Origin of the sequence: Marivita geojedonensis (assembly GCF_002115805.1) — a bacterium.
In the GTDB taxonomy this organism is placed as follows: Bacteria; Pseudomonadota; Alphaproteobacteria; order Rhodobacterales; family Rhodobacteraceae; genus Marivita; species Marivita geojedonensis.
This window is the reverse complement of record NZ_JFKC01000033.1, coordinates 1-22,532: the sequence shown is the minus strand read 5'-3', so window position 1 is coordinate 22,532 and position 22,532 is coordinate 1. Positions and strand designations below refer to the sequence as shown.

Annotated in this window: 20 protein-coding genes; 10 read left to right on the top strand and 10 right to left on the bottom strand. The window is 59.4% G+C overall.

Features of this window, described 5'->3' with window-relative positions; translation table 11 throughout:
• Positions 1 to 78: 78 nt before the first annotated feature.
• Positions 79 to 1,134, bottom strand: coding sequence for a DUF2793 domain-containing protein (locus tag MGEO_RS19515; protein ID WP_085641416.1), 1,056 nt, complete (start codon positions 1,132 to 1,134; stop codon positions 79 to 81).
• 270 nt (positions 1,135 to 1,404) lie between these two features.
• Here MGEO_RS19515 and MGEO_RS19510 point away from each other — a divergent pair, with 270 nt between their 5' ends.
• Positions 1,405 to 2,781, top strand: coding sequence for a phosphomannomutase (locus tag MGEO_RS19510; protein WP_085641415.1), 1,377 nt, complete (start codon positions 1,405 to 1,407; stop codon positions 2,779 to 2,781).
• A gap of 9 nt (positions 2,782 to 2,790) precedes the next feature.
• On the opposite strand, the gene MGEO_RS19505 is transcribed toward MGEO_RS19510, so the two are convergent.
• Both MGEO_RS19505 and MGEO_RS19500 read right to left on the bottom strand, forming a co-directional pair.
• Complete coding sequence (locus MGEO_RS19505) at positions 2,791 to 4,218, bottom strand: mannose-1-phosphate guanylyltransferase/mannose-6-phosphate isomerase (protein WP_085641414.1); 1,428 nt, start codon at positions 4,216 to 4,218, stop codon at positions 2,791 to 2,793.
• A gap of 22 nt (positions 4,219 to 4,240) precedes the next feature.
• Positions 4,241 to 4,435, bottom strand: coding sequence for a hypothetical protein (locus MGEO_RS19500; RefSeq protein ID WP_085641413.1), 195 nt, complete (start codon positions 4,433 to 4,435; stop codon positions 4,241 to 4,243).
• Positions 4,436 to 4,636: 201 nt separating this feature from the next.
• Here MGEO_RS19500 and MGEO_RS19495 point away from each other — a divergent pair, with 201 nt between their 5' ends.
• The 5 genes from MGEO_RS19495 to kdsA all read left to right on the top strand — a co-directional run bounded on the left by MGEO_RS19495 (position 4,637) and on the right by kdsA (position 9,221).
• The gene (locus tag MGEO_RS19495; RefSeq protein ID WP_158091063.1) at positions 4,637 to 5,563 is read left to right on the top strand and encodes a glycosyltransferase; all 927 of its coding nucleotides are present in this window, start codon (positions 4,637 to 4,639) and stop codon (positions 5,561 to 5,563) included.
• 104 nt (positions 5,564 to 5,667) lie between these two features.
• Complete coding sequence (locus MGEO_RS21230) at positions 5,668 to 6,534, top strand: glycosyltransferase family 2 protein (RefSeq protein ID WP_143746313.1); 867 nt, start codon at positions 5,668 to 5,670, stop codon at positions 6,532 to 6,534.
• A 139-nt stretch (positions 6,535 to 6,673) separates the two neighbouring features.
• Positions 6,674 to 7,624 (top strand): KpsF/GutQ family sugar-phosphate isomerase, encoded by a 951-nt coding sequence (locus tag MGEO_RS19485; RefSeq protein WP_085641410.1) that lies wholly within the window; start codon positions 6,674 to 6,676, stop codon positions 7,622 to 7,624.
• Complete coding sequence (locus tag MGEO_RS19480; RefSeq protein WP_085641409.1) at positions 7,621 to 8,406, top strand: 3-deoxy-manno-octulosonate cytidylyltransferase; 786 nt, start codon at positions 7,621 to 7,623, stop codon at positions 8,404 to 8,406. Before MGEO_RS19485 ends, MGEO_RS19480 begins: the two co-directional genes overlap by 4 nt.
• Entirely contained in the window at positions 8,403 to 9,221 is an 819-nt protein-coding gene (gene kdsA, locus MGEO_RS19475) for a 3-deoxy-8-phosphooctulonate synthase (protein ID WP_085641408.1), read from the top strand. Before MGEO_RS19480 ends, kdsA begins: the two co-directional genes overlap by 4 nt.
• Positions 9,222 to 9,679: 458 nt before the next feature.
• On the opposite strand, the gene MGEO_RS19465 is transcribed toward kdsA, so the two are convergent.
• The 3 genes from MGEO_RS19465 to MGEO_RS19455 form a co-directional block, all read right to left on the bottom strand.
• The gene (locus MGEO_RS19465) at positions 9,680 to 10,117 is read right to left on the bottom strand and encodes a hypothetical protein (RefSeq protein WP_085641407.1); all 438 of its coding nucleotides are present in this window, start codon (positions 10,115 to 10,117) and stop codon (positions 9,680 to 9,682) included.
• A 194-nt stretch (positions 10,118 to 10,311) separates the two neighbouring features.
• Positions 10,312 to 10,773, bottom strand: coding sequence for a hypothetical protein (locus MGEO_RS19460; protein ID WP_085641406.1), 462 nt, complete (start codon positions 10,771 to 10,773; stop codon positions 10,312 to 10,314).
• Positions 10,774 to 10,892: 119 nt separating this feature from the next.
• Complete coding sequence (locus MGEO_RS19455) at positions 10,893 to 11,813, bottom strand: arginase family protein (RefSeq protein WP_408607531.1); 921 nt, start codon at positions 11,811 to 11,813, stop codon at positions 10,893 to 10,895.
• A gap of 431 nt (positions 11,814 to 12,244) precedes the next feature.
• Here MGEO_RS19455 and MGEO_RS21980 point away from each other — a divergent pair, with 431 nt between their 5' ends.
• Together MGEO_RS21980 and MGEO_RS21975 are read left to right on the top strand one after the other, a co-directional pair.
• The gene (locus tag MGEO_RS21980; protein WP_085641404.1) at positions 12,245 to 12,976 is read left to right on the top strand and encodes a glycosyltransferase family 25 protein; all 732 of its coding nucleotides are present in this window, start codon (positions 12,245 to 12,247) and stop codon (positions 12,974 to 12,976) included.
• Between the two features lie 204 nt (positions 12,977 to 13,180).
• Entirely contained in the window at positions 13,181 to 13,696 is a 516-nt protein-coding gene (locus MGEO_RS21975; protein WP_085641403.1) for a tyrosine-type recombinase/integrase, read from the top strand.
• A 157-nt stretch (positions 13,697 to 13,853) separates the two neighbouring features.
• On the opposite strand, the gene MGEO_RS19440 is transcribed toward MGEO_RS21975, so the two are convergent.
• Positions 13,854 to 14,933 carry a glutathione S-transferase N-terminal domain-containing protein gene (locus tag MGEO_RS19440; protein WP_085641402.1) on the bottom strand — a complete coding sequence of 360 codons (1,080 nt, stop codon included), beginning with the start codon at positions 14,931 to 14,933 and terminating at the stop codon, positions 13,854 to 13,856.
• Positions 14,934 to 15,215: 282 nt separating this feature from the next.
• On the opposite strand from MGEO_RS19440, the gene MGEO_RS19435 reads away from it, so the two are divergent.
• Positions 15,216 to 15,947, top strand: coding sequence for a hypothetical protein (locus MGEO_RS19435; protein ID WP_085641401.1), 732 nt, complete (start codon positions 15,216 to 15,218; stop codon positions 15,945 to 15,947).
• A gap of 287 nt (positions 15,948 to 16,234) precedes the next feature.
• Positions 16,235 to 17,635: a pyridoxal phosphate-dependent decarboxylase family protein gene (locus MGEO_RS19430; protein WP_143746312.1), complete on the top strand. Its 1,401-nt coding sequence runs from the start codon at positions 16,235 to 16,237 to the stop codon at positions 17,633 to 17,635.
• Between the two features lie 226 nt (positions 17,636 to 17,861).
• Here the strand turns inward: MGEO_RS19430 and MGEO_RS19425 are convergent, their stop codons facing one another.
• From MGEO_RS19425 to MGEO_RS19415, 3 genes are all read right to left on the bottom strand, one after another.
• Positions 17,862 to 19,832 (bottom strand): acetoacetate--CoA ligase, encoded by a 1,971-nt coding sequence (locus tag MGEO_RS19425; protein ID WP_085641399.1) that lies wholly within the window; start codon positions 19,830 to 19,832, stop codon positions 17,862 to 17,864.
• 384 nt (positions 19,833 to 20,216) lie between these two features.
• Positions 20,217 to 20,702, bottom strand: a complete 486-nt coding sequence (locus MGEO_RS19420) for a RidA family protein (protein WP_085641398.1) — start codon at positions 20,700 to 20,702, stop codon at positions 20,217 to 20,219.
• 349 nt (positions 20,703 to 21,051) lie between these two features.
• Positions 21,052 to 22,329, bottom strand: a complete 1,278-nt coding sequence (locus tag MGEO_RS19415; protein ID WP_233140021.1) for an alpha/beta fold hydrolase — start codon at positions 22,327 to 22,329, stop codon at positions 21,052 to 21,054.
• Positions 22,330 to 22,532 lie beyond the last annotated feature (203 nt).

The following is a 22,532-nucleotide window of genomic DNA, read 5'->3' as shown; positions in this document are numbered from 1 at the left end:
GCGATTCGGATATGGACAGGTTGAGATGCGGCGGTTTCGGGGTTTTTGCAGAGAGTGGGGGCGTCCGCGCGGGTGTCCTCAGATCCACCGCCCGATTGCACAGATCCGCAGGTTCAACCCCAAGGTGATCTGAATGAGCGCCGTTGCCTTGAGCCCGGTCGACAGCACCCCATGCGGCGCAAAGGTGGACCAGGCGCTGGTATTGCCGCTTTCCCCCGTCAGAATCGGTGGCACGCCTGGCGCAAAGGCTGCCGGAAAGGTCCAGGCCAGGTGGTTCGACTGCCAGAGCGCCCCCGCCTGATTGCTGATCGGTCCGGTGGGAATATCCGGGCTTGTGCAGATCTGCGTGCCATCGGCAAAGCGCACATAGTCGCCATTGGCGTTCGATCCGCGCTCCATCACGCCGCCGGTGGGCATGCCATTGGCGTCCTGTGTCACGGGGCTGAGGATCGCGCCCTTCAGATAGCCATCGCCCGCCCTCAGCAGCGCGTCGGGGTTGCTCTCCTCCAGGCCGCTGGCGGCACCTGTGGCGGGGTCAAAGCTGAGGGCTGTGGTCCATGTGGCTCCGTCGCTGACCTTGATCGAAAACGCATCGTCGCCGGCCAGCCCCATCTCGGCATGGCCGGTCCAGCCGGTCTGGAACAGCAGGCTGGCGGTGTCGGCGCTGGTGGCCTTGTTCACCTTGAGCTGATGCCCCGCGCCTTCGTGGGTGAGCAGCGTGTCCGGCGAGGCAACGCTCAGCCGGGTCACCGGATCGGCGCTGGTGCCCAGCCCGATGCGGTCCGGCACTCCGCCCGCCTGCGCCTGCCACAGCCCGTCTTGCCAGGCAACTTTGGTGTCCTTATCCACGACCCAGGCGCGCCAGCCGGTGTTCGTCGGCAGAAACAGCCACGCCCCCGCGGCATTGAGCGCAATCGCATGATCCTGACCGGCCCAGTCGCCACTGGCCCCCGTGGCCACGATACAGCGCCCGCCCGCGGGCGGGCTGGCGGGTGGCTCGGCCACTCTGCGGCTTTCGACCGACAGCTGCACCAGTGCGTCGAGCTGGCGCAGCGCCTTGTTATGTGTGACATGCTTCTTCGCCTGTGCCGGCTGGATATAGGGCAGGGACAGAAGGGGAGAGGTTTGAGACATCGGGCAGGCCCTTTCAGGGATTTGTGTTGGGGCCGGACGCTAGGGGCGGTTTGGCAAACAGGATGTAAGTCCTGCGAGCGTTGCGCCTGTGGCATGTGCCGCCTGTGCGTATTTGGGAAGAGAAGAAGCAGCGGTATGCTGTCTTTGTCCTTTTTCTCTTTCCAAATACGTAGAAGCGTGGGCTTCACACTCGGCACAGTCGTCCTTGCATGCCCGGCGCTGCCAAGGGCATACCTGCGGACGAGGTTTCAAGGCACAAGGACAGACAACATGCCCCCCAAATTCGGCACCAGCGGCCTGCGTGGCCTTGTCACCGAGCTGACCGACGATCTGGTGGCGGAGTATACCCGCGCCTTTCTCACCGCCTGTCCGCATGGCGGTGCAGTGCATGTGGGGCAAGACCTGCGCGGGTCGTCGCCGCGGATTGCCGAAGCGGTGATCGGGGCGGTGCGTGGCATGGGCCTCCGGGCGGTGGATCATGGCGTTCTACCAACCCCGGCGCTTGCGCTGGCGTCCATGGGGGCGGGACAGGCGGCGATCATGGTGACAGGCAGTCACATTCCTGCCGATCGCAACGGGCTGAAGTTCTACCTGCCCGGTGGAGAGATCGCGAAATCGGACGAGGCGGCGATTGGCGCGGCGCTGGGATCAGGCTCTGTTTCGGCGGAACTGGGCGAGTTTGTGCGGGAGGCGGGTGCAGTGCCCGCCTATGTGGCGCGGTATGTCGATGCCTTCGGGAGCGGCGCGCTCAAGGGGCTGCGCATCGGTGTTTATGAGCATTCTTCGGTGGCCCGCGATGCGCTGGCCGATGCCTTGGGGCAGATGGGCGCCGAGGTGGTGCGGCTGGCGCGGGCCGATCATTTCATCCCTGTGGATACCGAGGCCGTGGATGCCGAGACCCGCGAGATGCTGAAGCGCTGGTGTGCGGACCATGCGCTCGATGCGCTGGTGTCCACAGATGGCGATGCAGATCGGCCGATGGTGGTGGATGCGAGCGGCACACTGGTGCCGGGTGATGTTCTGGGCCCGTTGGTGGCGCGGATGCTGGGGGCAGACGTGATCTGCACGCCGGTGTCGTCCAACACGCTGGTGGATCAGTTGGGGTTCGGCTCCGTCATCCGCACCAGGATCGGCTCACCCTTCGTGATCGCAGCGATGGAAGACGCCGGGGGCAAGGTGGTGGGCTATGAGGCCAATGGCGGGTTCCTGCTGGGGTTCGCGGCGGACGGTCCTGCGGGCAAGCTGGCGCCGCTGATGACCCGCGACTGCCTGCTGCCCATCGTGTCGCCTTTGGCGATGGCGCGGGCGCAGGGGGTGAGTTTGGCCGGGTTGCTCTCTGAACTGCCGCCGCGCTTTACTGCCGCCGACCGGATCGCGGGGATCGCCACCGAGGCGTCACAGGCGTTTATCACGGAACTGACCGCCACTGCAGAGGCCCGTGCGGCGTTCTTTGTCAGGCGCGCGGAAGAGGTGGGGCTCGACCTCACTGATGGGCTGCGGGTGTCTTTTGCCGACGGGTCGGTGATCCATCTGCGCCCCTCGGGCAATGCGCCGGAGTTCCGCTGTTATGCCGAAGCCGAGAGCGTGGCACGGGCAGAGAGCCTCATGCGCGAGACGCTGGCGGCAGTGGCCGACCGCGTGGGGTGACAGGCGCGATCAGCTGCGGGCGTAGATATCCTCGTAGCGGATGATGTCATCCTCGCCCAGATAGGTCCCTGTCTGCACCTCGATCAGAACCATCGGCACCTTGCCGGGGTTTTCCATCCGGTGCACGGCCCCCAGCGGGATGTAGACCGACTGGTTCTCGGTCAGCAGGCGCACCTCGTCATCCACCGTGACCTTCGCTGTGCCCGCCACTACGATCCAGTGTTCGGAGCGGTGCACATGGCTCTGCAGGCTGAGCGCTGCGCCGGGATGCACATGGATGCGTTTGACCTGGAAGCGGTCGGCCAAGATCAGCGTTTCGAACCAGCCCCAGGGCCGGTGATCGACGGGCAATTGCACCGCCTGTTTCGCCCCGCGGGCGTTGAGCGTATCGACGGCGCGGCGCACGCTCTGGCTGTCGGTCAGATCGGCCACCAGCACCGCGTCGCGCATCGCCACAGCGACCACGTTCTTCAGCCCGATCCCCACCAGTTCGATCTCGTTGCTTTCCGACCGCAGCAGCGTGTTCTCGCAGTCGATCGCGGTCGACAGCCCCGCCATCGCGTTGCCGTCGGCGTCACGCGGGCTTTCCTGCCAGACCGCCTCCCAGCTGCCCAGATCGGACCAGCCACTGGCAAAGCGCACGAGGCTGACGTTCTTCGCCTGCTCCATCACCGCATAGTCGATCGACTCCGCCCGCACCTGCCCCCAGAGATCCGGGTCGATGCGCAGGAAACCCAGATCGGTCTTTGCCGCCTGCATCGCGGCGCGGGTTGCATCGAGAATATCGGGCGCGTGCGCCTCAAATGCCGCGATCAGCGTGTCGGCGCGGGTCAGGAACAGACCCGCATTCCAGAGGTAACGGTCATCGGCAAAGAGGGTCTCGGCTTTCGCCGCGTCGGGTTTCTCGATGAAGCGCTCCAGCGCGTTCACGCCAGGATGGGTCTCGGCCCCGGCCTCGAGCCAGCCATACCCGGTTTCGGCGCGGGTGGGCTGGATGCCGAAGGTCACGATCTGACCCTGATCAGCGGCCACCGCCCCGGTCATCACCGCATCGCGGAAGGCCTGCGCATCGGGGATGGCGTGATCGGCGGGGACCAGCAGCATCAGCGCGCCCGGATCGGTTTCGGCTAGGTGCAGCGCGGCGGCGGCGGCGGCCGGCGCGGTGTTGCGCCCCTCCGGTTCGATCAGGATGCCCGCCGGGCGCACTTCGCAATGATCGAGCTGTTCGGCCACTATGAAGCGGAACCCGTCGCCCGTGACGGCCAGCGGTGCGGCAAAAACATCGCCCGACACCCGCCGCGCGGCCTCCTGAAACAGGCTTTCCTTGCCGAGGAAGGGCGCGAACTGCTTGGGATAGCTCTTGCGCGACAGCGGCCAGAGCCGTGTGCCGGAGCCTCCGCAGAGCAGAACCGGGGTGATCGGGGGAAGATTGGCCATGATTACGCTCTCACAGTTCGGATCAAACCACCCGGAGCGTTCGCCTCCGGGAAGTATATTCAGGTGAGCCGAGGATCATCCGCTCGAGCGCATTCAGCGACGGGCTGGTCTGCAGCGCAAGCATGTTTTTCTCGGCGGTGTCCCTTCCTAGAGGAAGGCGGAACATCCAGATCATCTCCTGCTGGGTCAGCAGGTGTTTGTCCAGATAATCAAACAAATGAGAACCTTAGTGGAGTGAATTGAACACAATCATTCAACATGGCAGGGCCCAAGAGCCCACTGACATCGGTTAGCACCATTGCATATGGGTTTCTTTTACCTAAAACGCCAAAAGAATTGTCCATTCCTGTCCGTTTCTGCACCCAAAAAAGCCCAATAGATCGTCACACTAAGGGAGCACAACAAAGGGGTGCAATACGTGACTCACTTTTTGGAACCCGTGATTGGCATCTGCCGGTTCTCCTTTTGCGGGAATGGCGACTGGGCGGCATACTCTGCCATTGATGCTGATACCGATATCGACCTAGTGCGCTTTGAGCAGGCTGAGCAGCTTTACGATGACGCCCGGATGGCGCTCCGGTTCCATCTGTTCGAAACCTTCCTGCTGCCGTCACTCCGGGCGCAGAAGGATCCCAATTTCGTCCTGATCGTCCTGACCTCCGACGTCATGCCGGCCAAACATCTCAGACGATTGCGCACGCTCTGCGACAGCGATCCGCGTCTGCTTCTATTGATCTCGGACGAGACCACGGTGCATGACGCGCTGATGCCCGAACTGAAACGGCTCAATTCCGGCCTGTCCCACCCGTTGGTCCAGTTCCGCATCGACGATGATGACTGTCTGTCCGTGGATTACGTGCAGGAGCTGCGCCGCTACATGCAACGGCTGGGCGACATCATGCCGGTGGGCTATTCGCGCCCCAGCGGTCTGGTGGTGACCTCCTATGCCAGGGACGACGCCACCCATGTCTATCGCGCCAACCTGCCGTTCACCCCGGTGGGCACCGCGCTGCGCATTCCCGGAGACCGCACGATCTTTTCCTTCGCTCCCGCCGCGCTGCACAAGCGCTTCCCGGCGGTGGTGAACAATGCCGGTATGGGCTATGTCTCGATCAAAATCGATGGACATGACGGCCGCCCGGTCAATATGGATGAACCTGCCTTCCGCCGCTCGCACATCCCGGTGCAGGATGACGATCTGCCTACGATACTGACGAAGTGGTTTGGGTTCATTAGCTCCAGCGATGCCGATCCCGCAGAAGAGTTGCTGCGCCGGGTCGGGGAGGCTGCGGCACTGGTCGCCACGGATCCTTCTTTGAAATCCCGGCATCTCAAGGTGGTCTAACCGGAGTTACTACAGGCACAATTGGCGCGACCCCGCTACCGCCGCTTGCTCCCGGCGAAGCTTGGGCCTATTGAGACTTCGCCCGTTCCGAAGTGCCTTTTCACATGACCTTGATCACCCTTTCTTCCATCCCTCCACGTTTTGGTCTCATTGGGCCAACGCTAGAGGCGCTTGTCGCGCAGGACGGCGTGGACGGTGTCGAGCTTTATCTACCTCATAGTTATCGTCGCTTCCCCGACTGGGATGGCACAATTCCGTCAGTTCCCGCAGGAGTCATGATCCGTCGTTGCAAAATCGATTACGGTCCTGCCACGAAGGTTTTGTGTGCAGCGAGGCGCCATCGAGGTGATAATTTGCGTTTGCTTTTCTGCGACGATGACCGTGATTATCGTCCTGGTTGGGCTCGAGGGTTGCTGGCAGAATCTGACCGCTATCCGAATCATGCAGTTGCGCTGGCGGGTTGGGATATCGCTGGATTGTCCAAACGTAGCGCCTTCGATTGTCCACGCCATACACGCAGGTCTCGCACTTGGGACACCGTCTACCGGTTTGCCAGACTTAAGCAGATCTTGTCCGGGCGAAATAAAGTAAAGCTGGCGCATAAACCGCCACGCCGGATAATAGCTTCGGCCGGTTTCGCAGATGTTTTTGAGGGCTATGGCGGCGTGGTGGTGCGGCCAGAATTCTTCGACGAAATCGCTTTCGACATTCCAAACGAAGCGTTCCACGTTGATGATGTCTGGCTGTCGGGTGCGCTGGCTCGAAAGGGCATTGGCATTTGGCTGGTCGCAAACCAATACGAACCAAAAACCACAGACGCCGACCGCCAAGATGCGCTCTACCGCCACCGCGTGGCCGAGAAGGGTCGAGTCGAACTGGATGCAACCGCCATCGAGATGCTTCGCCAGCGCTGGGGCATCTGGGGCGGCACCGACACTGCAATTCCGATCGGTGGCGCCCGCCAGGTGTGATAGGCGCGCGGTTCCGAAACCGCACCGAAGGGCCGACGAATGTCGTTCACCAAGGCTTTTCAAAAAGCCTCGATCCCCTGCGTTGGACATAGGCCCGCCCACCCGCTATCACCGCCCTCAGACAATTCCAAAGGCTCCCATGACCGACACTCCTTCTGAGATCGCTCGCAGTGTGCTGACCGTCGAGGCCGAAGCCCTGACCCAGCTGGGCCAGGAGTTGCCCGCCGATTTCGACGTGGTGGTCATGCGCCTTCTGGCGCTGCCTGGGCGGGTGATTGTCTCGGGCATGGGCAAATCCGGCCATGTGGCTAACAAGATCGCGGCCACGCTGGCCTCCACCGGCACGCCGGCGCAGGCGGTGCATCCGGGCGAGGCCTCGCACGGCGATCTGGGCATGATCACCCGCAATGATGCGGTGATCCTGATCTCCAATTCTGGCGAGACCCGCGAATTGGCAGATATGATCGCCTATTGCACCCGCTTCGATATCCCTCTCATCGCCGTGACCAAGCGCGCCGACAGCACGCTGGCGCGCGCCGCCGATCACGTGCTCACCCTGCCCGACGCACCCGAAGCCTGTGCCATCGGCATGGCGCCCACCACCTCGACCACGCTCACCATGGCGCTTGGCGATGCGCTGGCGGTGGCGCTGATGCAGCACCGCGGGTTCGACCGTGAAAGCTATGCCGCCTTCCATCCCGGCGGCACGCTGGGGGCGCAGCTCTTGCGCGTTTCTGCGATCATGCACCGTGACGACGCGCTCCCCGCGGTCAGCCCGGACACACCGATGGGCGAGACGCTGGTGGTGATGAGCGCCAAGGGTTTCGGCGTCGCCGCTGTGGTCGAGCGGGATCAGCTCAAAGGCGTCATCACCGATGGCGACCTCAGGCGCAATCTCGAAGGTCTGACCGGGCGCAAAGCCGGCGAGGTCGCAACCCCGAACCCGCGCTCCATCGCCCCCGACGCGCTGCTGACCGAGGCGCTGGCCCTGATGAACACCCACAAGATCGGCGCGCTGATGGTGACGGATCACGGTCGTCTGCTGGGCCTCATCCATATCCATGATCTTCTTCGCGCAGGTGTCGCATGAGTGTTGTCGTTTTCATCCCCGCCCGCTACGCGTCGACCCGCTACCCCGGCAAACCGCTGGTTGAGCTGACCGGGGCGACCGGTGAGAAAAAGAGCCTGATTCAGCGCGCCTGGGAGGCAGCACAGGCCGTGTCCGGCGTGGACAGGGTCTATGTGCTCACCGATGATAACCGCATTGCAGAGGCCGCGCAGGGCTTTGGCGCAGAGGTTCTGATGACCTCGTCGGAGGCGCGCAATGGCACCGAACGCTGTGCGGAAGGGCTCGCGCAGCTGGACGAAACGCCCGATGTGGTGGTCAATCTGCAGGGCGATGCCCCGCTCACCCCGCACTGGTTTGTCGAAGCCCTCGTGGAAGCAATGACCCCCGGGGTCGAGATGGCCACACCGGTCCTGAAATGTGACCGCGAAACGCTGGCCAATTTCATCGCCGACCGCCACGCGGGCCGGGTGGGGGGCACGACGGCGGTGATGCGCGCCGACCGGATGGCGCTCTATTTCTCCAAGGAAGTGCTGCCCTACGTGGGCAATCTCGAAACCCCGCCCGAGGTCTGGCACCATGTCGGCGTCTACGCCTACACACCCGCCGCGCTGCGCGCCTATGCGGGCTGGGCGGAAGGCCCCATCGAACGGGCCGAAGGGCTGGAACAGCTGCGCTTTCTCGAAAACGGCGCCTCCATAACCTGCGTGCCCGTCGAGGCTAGGGGCCGGGTGTTCTGGGAACTCAACAACCCCGTCGATGTGGCGCGCATCGAAGAGGTTCTGAAACGCGAGGGAATCGCATGAAAACCGTCTCGATCGGCGACATCTCAGTCTCAAACACCGCGCCCTTCGCGCTGATTGCAGGCCCGTGCCAGCTGGAATCCCTCGATCACGCGCGCATGCTGGCCACCCGCATCGCCGCTGCGGCCGAGGCGACCGACACCCCCTGGATCTTCAAGGCCAGCTACGACAAGGCCAATCGCTCCTCGCTCAAGGGCAAGCGCGGGTTGGGCATGGACGAAGGGCTGACGATCCTCGACAGGATCAAGGCGGAATTCGGTGTCCCGGTCCTGACCGACATCCACACTGCCGAGCAATGCGCGCCCGTGGCGCAGGTGGTCGACGTGCTGCAGATCCCCGCGTTTCTCTCGCGCCAGACGGATCTGCTGTTGGCGGCCGGCGAAACCGGGGCCGCGATCAACGTCAAGAAGGGGCAGTTCCTTGCCCCGTGGGACATGGAAAACGTCGCCGCCAAGATCGCCTCCACCGGGAACGAGCGCATCCTGCTCTGCGAACGCGGGGCGAGTTTCGGCTACAACATGCTGGTGTCGGACATGCGGTCGCTTCCGATCATGGCCCAGACCGGCTATCCGGTGGTCTTCGACGCCACCCATTCGGTGCAGCTGCCTGGCGGGCAGGGCACAAGCTCGGGCGGCCAGCGCGAATTCGTGCCCCACCTGGCCCGCGCCGCCGTTGCGGTCGGCTGTGCAGCGGTCTTCATCGAAACCCATGACGCCCCCGACAACGCGCCCTCGGATGGCCCCAACATGGTGCCAATCGACCAGCTTAAAGGCCTGCTCTTGGTGATGCGCCGGATCGACCGGGTGGTGAAGGGCTAAGCGTATTCGAAGGCTCTTCGAAGAGCCCTTCAGGTCTGACAAAAAACGCACGCGGAGTTCGTCTTGTTTTGAGAGCCTAGCCCAAGCCTCACGAAACTCAGACCTGTCAGAATTCTTTGCCTAAAGCCAGTACGCACGGTTCTTTCCTTTGTCGCGCGACGCCAAGGATTTCACTTCATCAAGCGTAAGAATAAAACAAATCGGATCGTCGCTATTTGCCCCTAACGTGATGATCCACCAACGCGACCTCATGCGCTCGAGGACTGTGCCTAACGGTACTGCAGCACGCTTCGACAACGCTTTTGACTGGATCGGGATCACCATCTCTTCATCGTCTATTGAGGCAGCGTATAGATCGGCACCCCGAGCATTTCGCACTGTAGGCATGACGTTTCATCCTCGTCTGGTTAGTTCCCAGGCGATATGGGACAATCCGGCATTGCCGGCCATCTGATGCTTCATTGCTCGGAAGCCCATTCGAAGAAACGTCGCCGTTTAGCACGATAGAATTCTTCGATCGTCCTTCCGACAGGGACGCGAATTCCGGTATCTTCCAAGCCCTTCTGGAAACCGGCGAGGATACTTTCCGTTACTCCCTGCTTCGTCTCTACAAGCGCTGTGAGCGCGGGCATGTCATGGGCGTGGCCGTAGTCGACAATTTGTGACAGCGGTATCTTCTGAGCCACGTGTTGGTGCCAGGTGTCTTCAGGCTTCAGCACCCCTCCTGCTTCAGCAAGCTGTCGGTAGTTGACAGCACGCCCGTCTCGGGCAGCCTGTGGAAGAACCTTGATCCCTGCCTTGTAGTCGAACGCGGTGTTGCGGCGGACCTGTTCTTCAATGGCAGCTACGGCCAACGGAGCGTCGAGCTTTCCCGCTCGGCGATGATTGTCGATCAAATTCTAGATTTGCTGATCTGTTTTTTGCCGTCATATCCATGGTTTCATGTTTCCAAAAGGAAAATGATCTTGTCGCGTGCCTTGCAGGGAACGGCAGAAGCCATTCCCACGTCTCGGACAAATACCCTTAGAGAAAACGTACGGGTCAAAATGGTCGTTTTTGACACCCCCTCCCAACTCCCCCAAACCACCCCCTATCGCGACCGCTCCGATGGGAGGGGTTCGGAGGCAAGGACGGCGTTGTGTTCGTGGCAGTCGAGGATGGCATAGAGGCTCGACATGACGCGCCAGTCGAGATGGCCCTGACGGCGGATCACCGAGTAAACCGGGTAAGGGCTGCGCAGGGGGGCTCCTGTCGCCGTGAGCATGCGCGAGACATGGGTCGACCCGATCGTGTCGGAATCGAGGAATCGCGCCTCAACGACGGTTCGCACGATGTCGGTCACCTGCTGACGCCGGAAATACTCGCGCAGATCGTCGAATCTCTCGCGCAGATCATCGACCGAGCGCAACAAGCAGCGCCCGTCGGCCGTTTCGATCAAATGCGGCAGTCCGAAACAGGCACTGAATCGGTCGAACGTGCCCGTAAGCAGGGCCTGACCTGTTTCGTACAACAGCTCGTCAGCGATTTCCTCTGCGGCGCAATCTTGGGACATGAATGCCCTGCTCAACTTATGGGTCAAAGACCGGGAACAGGATCACCCGATTTTTGACCGCCCTGCAAGGCAGGTTTTCCCGACTTGCCCTTTCCGGCAGAGCATCGCCAGTGAGCGCTTCACCCCGGTCTGACCCGTTCCGCCATCATAGAGATCATCTCGAACATCACCGCCGCCGCGGTCAGCGCGGTGATCTGGTTGGGGCTGTCCTTTGTGGGCATCATGCAGACCACGTCACCGCCGACGATGTTCAGCCCCCGGACGCTGTGCAGAAGCCCCACCGCCTCGTCGATATCGAAGCCCTTTTCACCCGGCTCGAGGTTCGAGACACCGGGCGCGATGGTGGGATCGAGGCAGTCCAGATCGAAAGTGATATAGACCGGCCGCCCGGCCAGCACCTCGCGCGCCTGCGCCGCCACATTTGACAGCCCGCGCTGGCGAAACTCCTTCATGGTCACAACGTTGTATCCATAGTCGTAGGACGGCTGCAGCCAGTCGACCGTGCGTGGATGACCGCGCAGCCCAATCTGCATCGAATGGGTCGGGTCCACCTGACCCTGGTCCGCCAGGTAGGCCCCCCAATGCGCCGCCGATTTTTTCGCGCCGAGGAAGTGGTCCACCTTGGTGAACACATCCGTATGCGCATCGAGATGCAGGAAACATACCGGCTCGCCCCCCGCGATATGCCCCCGCCCCAGCGCCTGCACGATGCCGCCGGTGATCGAATGATCCCCGCCGATGGACACGGGTCGTGCCCCCGCCGCGTCGATGCCTTTGTAGAATGCAGTGATGTCGGCGATGCAGGCCTCGTTGTCATTGGCGCGCGGCAGCGGCACATCCCCCACATCGACGATCTTCGCCGCCGCCCAGGGATCGATCCCGAAGCTGCCATGCACCCGCCGCTGCACGCAGGATACGTTGCGCAGCGCCCGTGGCCCCAGATGCTGGTCCCGTTCCGTGGTGCCGTTGCCGGTCGAATGCGGCACGCCGACTAGGGCGATATCCGCACCCTCCGCGCCTTGATTAGGACAACGGAACATGGTGGGTATTCCCCACCAGTAGAGGTTCTGCATGATTGAGCTCTCATAAGGGTCGGACAAGGACTGAAGCTCCCCGGAAAGATTCTCGCGTAGTAGATGTCTTTTTGCTTTGTGGAGCTCTACAAACAGTCCTACCACCCATGCCAATCAGCACAGTAGGCTCGAGCTGTGTCAACATGCAAAATTTGTTAGTTGATTTTCTGGAACCCCAAAGAAAATGCTCAGAAACGGCGGATCAGGGCGGGTTTTTTGTGGTAACTCACGTTCAAAGGTATCGAGCACTCTACCTTGGGATCATTCTGGTATGAAACAGAATTCTGTGTCTACTTGAAAGGCTCATTGTTCGAACCCGTGCATTACGGGAAAAACTACTGTTAAAGAGATGGCGAACCGTTTCACCTCTTACAAAGCCGCGCAGTCCGAAGAGATTCATGAACTTTCCGCCAATTTACATACTGAGCCTGAGGGCTCACAGGCGTTACCAGCCTCTAGTCGATCAACTAGAGAAGATGGGAATGAAGTATCAGATATCTTGGGGAATCGACGGAAGAGACAAGCTTCCAAGCCAATATGAAGCGCGGATCGATAGACAAGGGGCCGAAGCGCGTATGGGCAGACCCATGTCGGACGGTGAATTTGCATGCGCGCTGTCCCATAGGCAAATCTATGAAGCAATCGCTAAAGGAGAGGATGCATCTGCGATTGTGCTTGAGGACGACGCAGTCTTGTCAGAAGACTTCATGGCGTTGGGATCAAGCCTTGTAGAGCCGCCCTGCGGGTTACTGCTTTTTGATCACAAGAACACATATGTCCGGCATCGTGATCGCCTTGTCTTGCCCGGGGGCATAATGGCCTACCGAATTGCTCTACCGCCGTTTCTAGCAACAGGATATATGGTGTCAAAGGAGGTTGCAGCACATCTGGCGTATAGAGATGGCCCAGTCGTTCAACCCTCAGATTGGCCCGACGCGATAACACAATTTGAGAGTTACGCATGTGACCCTCGTGTTGTTACCCAACGTGCCCGAGACTTGTCGACGTCGAGCTTGGAAGTTGGAAGACGCAAGCGCGGTTACAGGCGGAAGAGGAGTCTTCGGAGACTATTATATCGAGCGTACTGGAGACGGTTCTGGACGAAACGTACTGCCAAGAAGCTAGCTTGAAGCAATTTTTCTCAGGGGTCGTGCATTCTTGCGGCGCTGGACGCAAATCTGCCAATCATTCTTTCCTTGTGTGTCGAGACAGACGGGTGACCTGACCCCAAGGTCTTGGCGCACACCCGCTGTGTTTCAGTTTCATGATTTTGGAGCGAGTTAAATGAGCGCTTCAGGCAAGATGCTCTCCATTATGGTCTCTACGTCGCTCCAATGAAGAGCTATCGGGGCAGACACGTCATCCTGCCAGACGAAGGCATGTCATTCTTCCTAGATCAAATAGAAGGCCTCGATGAGGAAGCGCTGGTGTTCCGAATGTCGTCTGGGCGGTCTTGGTCAGGTTGTCACAGACATTTGTTCAAAGACGCGGTTCGACGAGCCGATTTGCCTGAGAGTTTTGTATTTCATGGTCTGAGGCACACCTATGCCAGTCAACTTGTGCAAGCGGGTACACCGCTGGCAATCGTTGCCAAGCAGCTTGGACATTCCAATACCGACTGCGTTAGCCGAACCTATGGGCATTTGTCATGTGACTCCATTGAATTCGAGATTTCCCGACGTTTCGCGCCTCTGCGGAGCTTTTCCAGAGACGCTCGACTCGAGCAGTTGCGCAACACTTTGCAGTCGAAATCAGAACCAAGTTGGTCATGGCCTCGCAGTAATCACAGCAAGTCCTCAGGGGTCATCGTGAAGCTCTTGCGATCAAAAGAGGACGAGCTCAGACAATGATGTCGTCCAGCGGACGACGGCTTTCGGCGCAGCAGCGGGACGAAGGCACCGTTTATCAATTCTGGTAGCTGTGGCCGACCGTTCGCTGAGAGGATCGTGAAGGGTGTCGTTCTATTCCGTCGTGGTAGCTTTCTTGGCTGACAATGAGCCTCCCCATCTAGATTGGTCCACCCGGCGTATAGTCAACCAACGGCGCCAATCCGGTTGACTCTAGAATGGCACTTGCAGACGCTTGGTCCTCTCCAGACAGCGACCGAAACTCCTGCTGAATCCAGCGCAGGCACTTCAATTGGTACGGAAAACTCGGTTGCACCCAAGCTTTGCCGTCGACTTCTGTCCGGAAAACCTCTTTCCTTTCGGCCACGGCGCGCCCATTGGCCATCAACTGCGGCATGTGGGTGCGCGCGACTTCTGACATGAGCGCCAGCAGGCTGTCGGGAAGGTCGTCCGACTCGCCCAGCCAGTCGCGATCCTCAACTTCGTAGCCACTGAGGTCTTCAAGGTGCTCAACCCATGCGTAAACGCGTGGCGCGAGGCTTTCGCAAAGCCGCGTCGGTGTGGGATCGAAATGGGTCAGACAGGTCAATTGCCCCATCATTGCAAAATCCGATGATGCTGGTCGGTGTCCAAAGAGGAACGGATGGCTTTGCAGGTGGCTTTCGAGGAGTTGCAAGAAGCGCAGGTAACTGGCCTCGATGACCTGTGCCGTTGTCTCGTTCGACCCAACCACGGGAAGCCGATCAATTTGACGTTTCGTGAACTCTGCCGCCTGTGCGGCATGCATTTCCGGCGAGAGGTCGACCCGGACATAAAGTGGAAGGATGCGACCCGCTTTCTCAATGTCCGGCTCAAAGTGCCAGCGGTAGTGAAACATGCAGCGGGTCAACCATTCATCGGCATAGTCCTCTAGTATGTAATTCAGAAACGCCAGAACGGGATTGTTCGGAACAACGTAGCGAGTCGGAAACTCGCTCTCCAGGCGACGAATGATTTGCGTCGTATCCGTAACCGCCTCCAACTCTCCTGCGTCATTTCTCAGATATACGGTTGGAAGCAGCGGCACCTTGGGCTTCGGTAGATCACTTCGATCACCCGGATTGCCCGGCGCATCCGAATTCTGCGGCCAGTTGACGATGAAGCGATAGGGTAGGCGCCGGAAGCGCAAGACAGCCAGCATCTTTCGGGTATAGGGGCTGCCATGAATGCCTTGCAGCTTGATCGCATCCGTCTGATCCATGCTGGCAGCTCCTTTTAATTTGGCCGACGCATAGCAAGCTCACGAACCATAGCACGATTGAGGAAGGACGGTGCGTTTCTGACAAAAGAGGTGGACCTTCAGTTTCGGCAACGGGATCGATCCCAAATTTACAGACGGCCCAAACCAGTCACCTGTGGCCACCGCTGCTAAAGACCGCTCCGAGCCCGCCCAAGACCCACGCATGGGCATGTTTCATCGCTATGGCGAGAGCAGACAGCGTGCTATCGTGCGGATCAGATCGCATGGTGGAGGAGATATGACATGGACGGGAACGATCATGACTGGATTGTTTTTCACCGCATTCGCTTCGCCTTCCCGATTGATGGAACGGGCAACCCATTTCCGGGTCCAGAAAGAGCTGAAGCGTGGCGGTTCTATCCGGCCTCGCCTCAGGGTCCGAACGGAATGCGCACGAATATTTCTGATGAGTGGGGAGGCTTCGGCATCTATTCTTCTCGGGCCGCGGCGGAAGAAGTGTTTGAAAGACCTGATCACCATTTGGAGTTTCTCGTTGACGCGGTGGAAGAATTTCATGCGTTGGTGGTGCCATACTCCCACCGGGGCAAGGTGAATTGGCGTGGCACTTTGAAGGAGAACGACACCTTCGCAACCTGTCCTTCTGACCCGGGCGGACCATTGATGGTTATCACTTCGGCCGGATACGAAAACCCAGGCCCAGATGACGTGGCTCGGATCGCAAACTTCATCCGTGAAGTTGACCGTGTGCAGGATTTCTACGGCACTCTTCCGGATAATATCCGAAGGGCAGTGTTCAGCGGCCCCGGGGTCGATGGTCACGACGGAATGACAATTTCGCTGTGGCGCACAGATGCCGCGATGATGGCCGCTGCCTATAAGCCTGGACATCACCGCGAGCAAATGGACTACCAGCGGGAATTCGGACATTTCGACCACAGTTCATTCAGCCGGACCCGCATCCTGGCGAGCAAGGGCAGTTGGGGCGGTTCTAATCCCGTTCATAAGATGACTTAGCGTTAGGTGACGAACTGAAACTTCCGCGAACGGCCTAAACCGGACCTTCATCCCAACAACAAGCGCCGCTCTGCCGATTCACCAGACCGGCCATTCGCTGCGGGTGTTCAATTTCAGTTGTGTTCCAAGTCTGCTGCGCGGACGAAGTGTGAATTCGCTGCGGTCGCGCCAATGGCTGCTTTGACGCTCATAGACAGAGAGCATCTCAAAACGCATTGTGAAGCAGACGTGCGATGCTCAACAGGACTAGACGACCATTTCAGAAATAATTTGATGGGTTTAGAGAATTGAAAAGAAGCAAAAAAGTACCTCTGAGCGAAGATGACCGGTCGGCCATGTTGGTAGCGGCACGGGAAGCTATCGCCTATCGATCAGATTTAAAATCATCATCTGTGAAACCGGATTTAAGACCCGCCGATTTCGCTTCGGATTTTGATACCACGCTTCCCATCGTGGGGGCGCCTGCCTCCTCTGTTATTGACGAGTTAATAGCTATCGCAGGCAAAGGGTTACATGGCCATGCGTCCCCGCGCTTCTTTGGCTACGTCTGTGGAGGATCAATGCCAGTGGGTGCAGCTGCAGATTTTCTTGTGACCTCCTGGGGACAAAACGCTGCTTCCTCATGGGAAAGCCCTTCTGCTGCTGTCATCGAACAGACTGTTTGCCAGTGGTGTCTGGAGCTTCTTGATCTGCCACCTGACAGTGGTGTTGGCATTGTCTCGGGGGCGACCGTGGCCAATACGCAAGGCATTATCGCCGCTCGGGATACGTTGCTGCAGCGACAGGACTGGGACGTTTTCGAGAACGGTCTTTTTGGAGCGCCTGACGTTCCCGTCCTGATCGGTGAAGACGCCCATTCTGCGCCGATGGCCGGCATACGCTATGCAGGCCTCGGGTTGGGCCGTACGAAGCGCCTTGCGACAGATGATCAGGGCCGTATCAGCATCGACGCCCTTCGTGCCGAATTGGAGGCCTGCAAAAACCCGCCACTGGTTATTCTCCAAGCAGGTCAAATCAATACAGGCGCTTTTGATCCATTCGAGGACGCCATTCCGATGATCCATGAAGCAGGTGGTTGGGTGCATGTCGATGGCGCCTTTGGCCTCTGGGCTCATGCTGTGCCCGATCTGCGGGATCGCTTGGCAGGCGTCGATGGTGCCGACAGTTGGGCGGTCGATTTACACAAATGGCTGAACGCGCCCTATGATGCGGGGCTTTGTATCGTGCGCGACCGCACCGCGCTTGTCTCGTCAATGAGCGCGCGCGGCGCATATTTGCCTGGGCTTGGTGAAACATGGGAGCCGAGCGATTCTACGCTTGAACTCAGCCGCCGTGCGAGGGGCGTCCCAAGCTACGCCATCATAAAGCATCTTGGGGCCGATGGCATTCGCGAGATGATCACGCACCATTGCGCTCTAGCGAAGCATTTGGCGGATTGCCTAAGTAAAGAGCCGGGCATCGAAATCATGAATGACGTCGTGCTCAACCAGGTCGCCATTGCCTGCGAAACGGACGAAAAGACCACTCGGGTTCTGGAGCGCATCCAACAAAAGGCACGCGTTTATCCGAGTCATGGGGTTTGGAAAGGAAGGCAGATCATTCGTGTATCAGTCATCAATCACGCAACGGATCACGGAGATATTGACCTTCTCATTGATGAAATACTTGATGCAAATCGAACTGCGTAAGAGTTTCTGTCTTTGATCTCGGATAACTTTAAGGCTCACACAGATCGCTAGGTGTTTGATCCCAGGATTTGATAGTGCGATCCATTCGTTGGAATGGAAGGAAGCACTATGGGACAGATACGTTACGGCTGCATCTGCGCGCATGTCGGCTTCGATGGAACGGATAACGCAATTGAGCGCTTACCGACGTCAATGGATGCATGTCGATCGAGAACAAACTTGTGACTCAACGCGCCAGATATGCCTCGGAATACGCGTCATACCAAGCAAGGCAGTGGGGGTTCGCCATCGCATCTTGCGTCACAACTTCCAGCATGGATTTTCCAAGCAGCAGCTTCTTGATCGGCACCTCCAGCTTCTTGCCGGTCAGCGTGTAGGGAACATCAGGGGCTGCCTCGATAAGGTCAGGTACGTGATGAGGTGAAACACGTGTTTTCAGGTCCTGCACAATGGTGGTCTTCAGGCGCTCGTCCAAGTCGATCCCGTCTGCAAGCTTCACAAACAGGATCATGCATGAAGACTTGCCCAGATATTCAAGATCGACAACGAGGCTGTCGAGCACGTCGTCCCTGTCTTCTACGACGCGGTAGATGTCCGCTGTCCCCATCCGGATCCCGTATCGGTTGATCGTCGCGTCGGAGCGTCCGTAGATAATGCCACTTCCCCGCACGGTAATCCTGACCCAGTCGCCCTGCCGCCAGATCCCGGGGAATGTGTCGAAATAGCTTTCGTGAAGGCGCGTCCCGTCAGTGTCGCCCCAAAGATACAGGGGCATCGACGGCATAGGACGCGTGCACACAAGCTCCCCCACGTCGTCGATCACGACTTGGCCATCTTGATCGAAGGCGTAGACGGCAGCCCCAAGCGCGCGGCACTGCATTTCGCCGACATGCACGGGCAGGGTCGGACTTCCGGCCAGAAAGACGCCCGCAAGGTCCGTGCCACCGGCAATGGGGGCAATCCATATATCGTCGCGAACCGTCTGCCTGATCCACTCGTAGGCTTCGGGCGGCAAGGGCGAGCCTGTCGACCCCAGCATCTTAAGTTTGGTCAGATCGGCCTCGTCTTTTGGGTGAATACCCGCCTTCATGCAGGCGCTGTACCACGCGGCGCCCGCACCAAAGACCGTCACGGCGGCCGCTTCGATGAATCGCCAAAGTCGGCCATTGTCGGGGAAACCGGGGCTGCCTTCGGCGATGGCGACTGTGGCACCAGTCAACAGCCCGCCGATATGCACGTTCCACATGATCCAACCTGTTGAGGAATACCATGAAAAGGTATCCGAAGGAGTCACGTCGCAATGCAGTCCCACAAGCTTGAGATGCTCCAGAACCACACCGCCGTGACCATGCACGATCGCTTTCGGACTTCCCGTAGTCCCGGAGGAATAGACCACCCAGAGCGGATGGTCGAAAGGGAGTTGGCGCGGCCGCACCTGCGCTGACCCGCCCAGAAGGTCGCGCCAGCTATGGCGTGTCACGGTCCCCGGCAGCGTTACTCCGGTTGCGGCATCCAGTGTGATCCAGCTTTCAAGGCTCGGAAGGCCGGCGAGAAGCGCCGACACCTCCGCTGACCGATCCCGTGATTTACCACCGAAATCGTATTGCGTCCGGGTGAAGATCGCCTTTGGCGCGATTTGACGGAACCGCTCGAGCACCGTCTGCGCGCCCATGTCCGGCGCACAGAGTGACCAGACGGCGCCAATGCTGGCGCAGGCGAGGAATGCAACGATCGTATCGGGTGTGTTGGGGAGGTAGCCTACCACCCGGTCGCCCGCGACAATTCCCAGACGCTCAAGCGCGGCGGCCAGTGTCGTGACCCTCTCCTCTAGGTCGGCCCAGGACATATCCACGATTTCCCCGGCTTCGGATTGGTGCCGGATCGCAACGCCTCCCGATTTCGCGTGGCGCAGCACTTGAGAGGCATAGTTAATCTGAGCTGCAGGAAACCAAATCGCGCCAGGCATTGCCTCGACGGCCAGCGCGCCGCGATCATCCGTATCGAGGCTCAGGTCGAAAAATCGTGCGAGGCCGGTCCAGAAGTCTGCGGGCTGCGCCACGGACCATTCCCAGAGTGTGGTATAGTCCTCTATCGGCAGCGACGTTTCCCGGTTCGTCCATGTGATGAAACTGGTCATCGCGCTTTTTTCGGAGAGGCTTTCGGAAGTGTGCCAAGCCGTTGAGGTCGTGTTCTTCATACGGAAGCCTCCGGGACCAATCGACATTCCCCAAGTGAAACACCGCGCCTTCCATGCTCGCCCAACTGCGCGCACCGATCAAGCATGTCGGTCAGGCCGGCGAATGTCCGGACATCGCGGCGAGAGGGCGTTGCTTGTTCCGTTTCCTGAAGCGACACCTTCGCTGGATTACGGAAGTCTGACAGACCGGGCTCTTTGCGGAACTCTGAGGCGACACAGTATCGTCAAGAAAATGCTTCTGTGCCCGTCACTCCCGGCCCTAAGCTGCCGTCGGGGCGAGGCAACCGTCGCTGCGCTGCGGCCCGTCAGAGGAGACGTTCGCTGCAAGCGCGAAATTGAGCAATTAGCGAACTAGAAATCGGGACGGAGCTGCCGTTTGACGTATCAAGGTGAGATCAATACCTCTCCCTCAATCTCCAAAGCAAAGCCAAGCGGCAGTGCCGGCACTCCAATCGCGGATCTCGCATGTCGACCTATGGTCGAACCAAAAACATCGATTATGAGATCGCTAAATCCATTCACGACAAGATGTTGTTCAGTATAGCCGGGCGCGGAAGTCACCATCCCAAACACTCGAGACCAGCCGACGATTCTGGTTAAGTCCCCTATCTCAGCCTCAATGTTCGCCAGCACCGTGAGCGCCACTTCGCGGGCTTCAGCATATCCCTGTTCCGTTGAAAAATCTTTGCCCAGCACTCCGAACGGTCCAGCGATGCTCCCGTCTGCCGCATTCTTGGGGTGACCAGAGAATATCACTCTTTCGCCTCTGACATTTACAAACGAGAACGGTAAATGCAGGCCTTCGGGAACCTTGGTGGGCGCAGGCAACTTAAGCCCCAGTTCATTCAGTCTTTCTTTGGGCGTTGACATGAAATGGTGTCCTTCATTGTCGCAAACTAGGGAAGCTTACGATCTCCCTAAGCATTGGTCTACTTTCGGCTCTCCCGACACTTCCGCCGCGCGATCCACGAACGACAGCTACCAGAAACGGAGCCGTTCGGTGCATGCTGTCCGAACTCAACCGATGCGGGACCAAGCTGCCATTTGCTGCACCTGCGCGATCAACGCGTCGCTCAAGTTCGGAAGCGCGGCAAACCGCGACAGTCTGCGCGCCTTGGCAGACGTACGTATATCTCCGTTCGCGATATGGTCGTGGAAGCTATTTGCAGTAACTTCCGGAGATTGGTCAGGCGCTCTGACAAACGAAGTCTGGTCACGCTCAGTTCGCGAGAAATTTTGTTATAGTGGACACATATTGATCCCAAAGCGGATGACCGACGAGAGGGAGGTGATTGGCGGTATCAAAGATAATCAGTTCGGCGTTCTGGATTCCGGCCGCCAGCTTTTGGGCCTCGTCGAGAGGGTGTACTGCGTCGTGTCGGGCATGAAGGATCAGCGTCCGGCATTGTACTTTCGGCAAAAGGGACGCGACACTGGCTCCGTTTAAACTATCCCGGACAGCTAGCATCGTTTCCTTCGATGTGGCCTGCCGGGCCATTTCGGTTATGGCGCGAAGATCGTCAAACGGGCCTTCCGGGCAATAACTTGATACCCAGCCCATGAGAAAACCACCGCGCGTCTGGTCCCAACCCGCGTCAATTGATGTGCGGATCGGATCAGCCGGTCGCGGCTTGTCCCGGCGGTTTGGCCCGTCCACATATCCACCCATAATAGCCAGTTTTGCTACACGGTCTGGATGACGCGCAGCCAAATAGATCGCCGGCAGTACTCCGCCCGACTCCGAAACAACTGCTGCCCGGTCGATCTTCGCAGCGTCCAGAACGTCGCACATGTGATCCGCCTGTCGTGCAAAATCCAACTCTGCCACCCGACGGTCCGATTGGCCCGAACCCAGTGTGTCACTTCGTATCAAAAGGTTCTGCCGGGATATGGCATCAATCATCCTGCGCTTCGTCGCAATATGCCATTCGGCTTCTAGATCGTTGGTCATGTTCGGGGTGAACCGCAATACGGCTGGCCCGGTTCCAGTCGTGGCATATGCGATCCGATGGCCGTCAGATGTGGAGATATAGCGAATACGCTGTTCCGTCTCGGCTTGGTTGCTTGGTGGCTGCGGCACAGGTTTCTGTTCAACCAATGTCACTGCAGCCACCAACATCAATCCCCGCCGCGCAACGGTGCGGATGACCGCCTGTGCCTTGCCGGTGTCGCCGACGGCCTTGCGCGCTGCCGCGATGCAGGCGGACATCGCGGATTCCGACACGATCCGCCCGGCCCAGACCTCTTCCACCATCCGGTCGCGTGTAACCAGGTCTCCGGCATTACGCACTAGCAAATGGATCAGGTCGAATACCTTGGGTTCCACGGCCACCGCGCTGCCGCCGCGCGTCAGCGTCAGGCGGGCGTCATCCAACGTGCAATCTGCGAAATGGTACTGCATGTCTCTAGACTTACGCGACTTTTTCGATTTTGGCCTACAAGATTCAGCACCCCAAGAGGTTTCCCAAGCCAATCTCAAGGATTTCCAAGGGTCCACCTCAAGCAAGGGTGCGCGTGATCGGGCAGCTTTGGGTCATCAACTAGGAGACACGCCATGATGACCCCAATTCACACCGACCTGATGAAGTACAGCACCCCCACAGCCCCGACCGAGCATGAGCGCCAGGCACTCCGCGCCCGCCGTCAGGCCCGCCGCGCAGCGTTCTCTACTTTCATCGAAACGGTTTTTTCACACGCCCC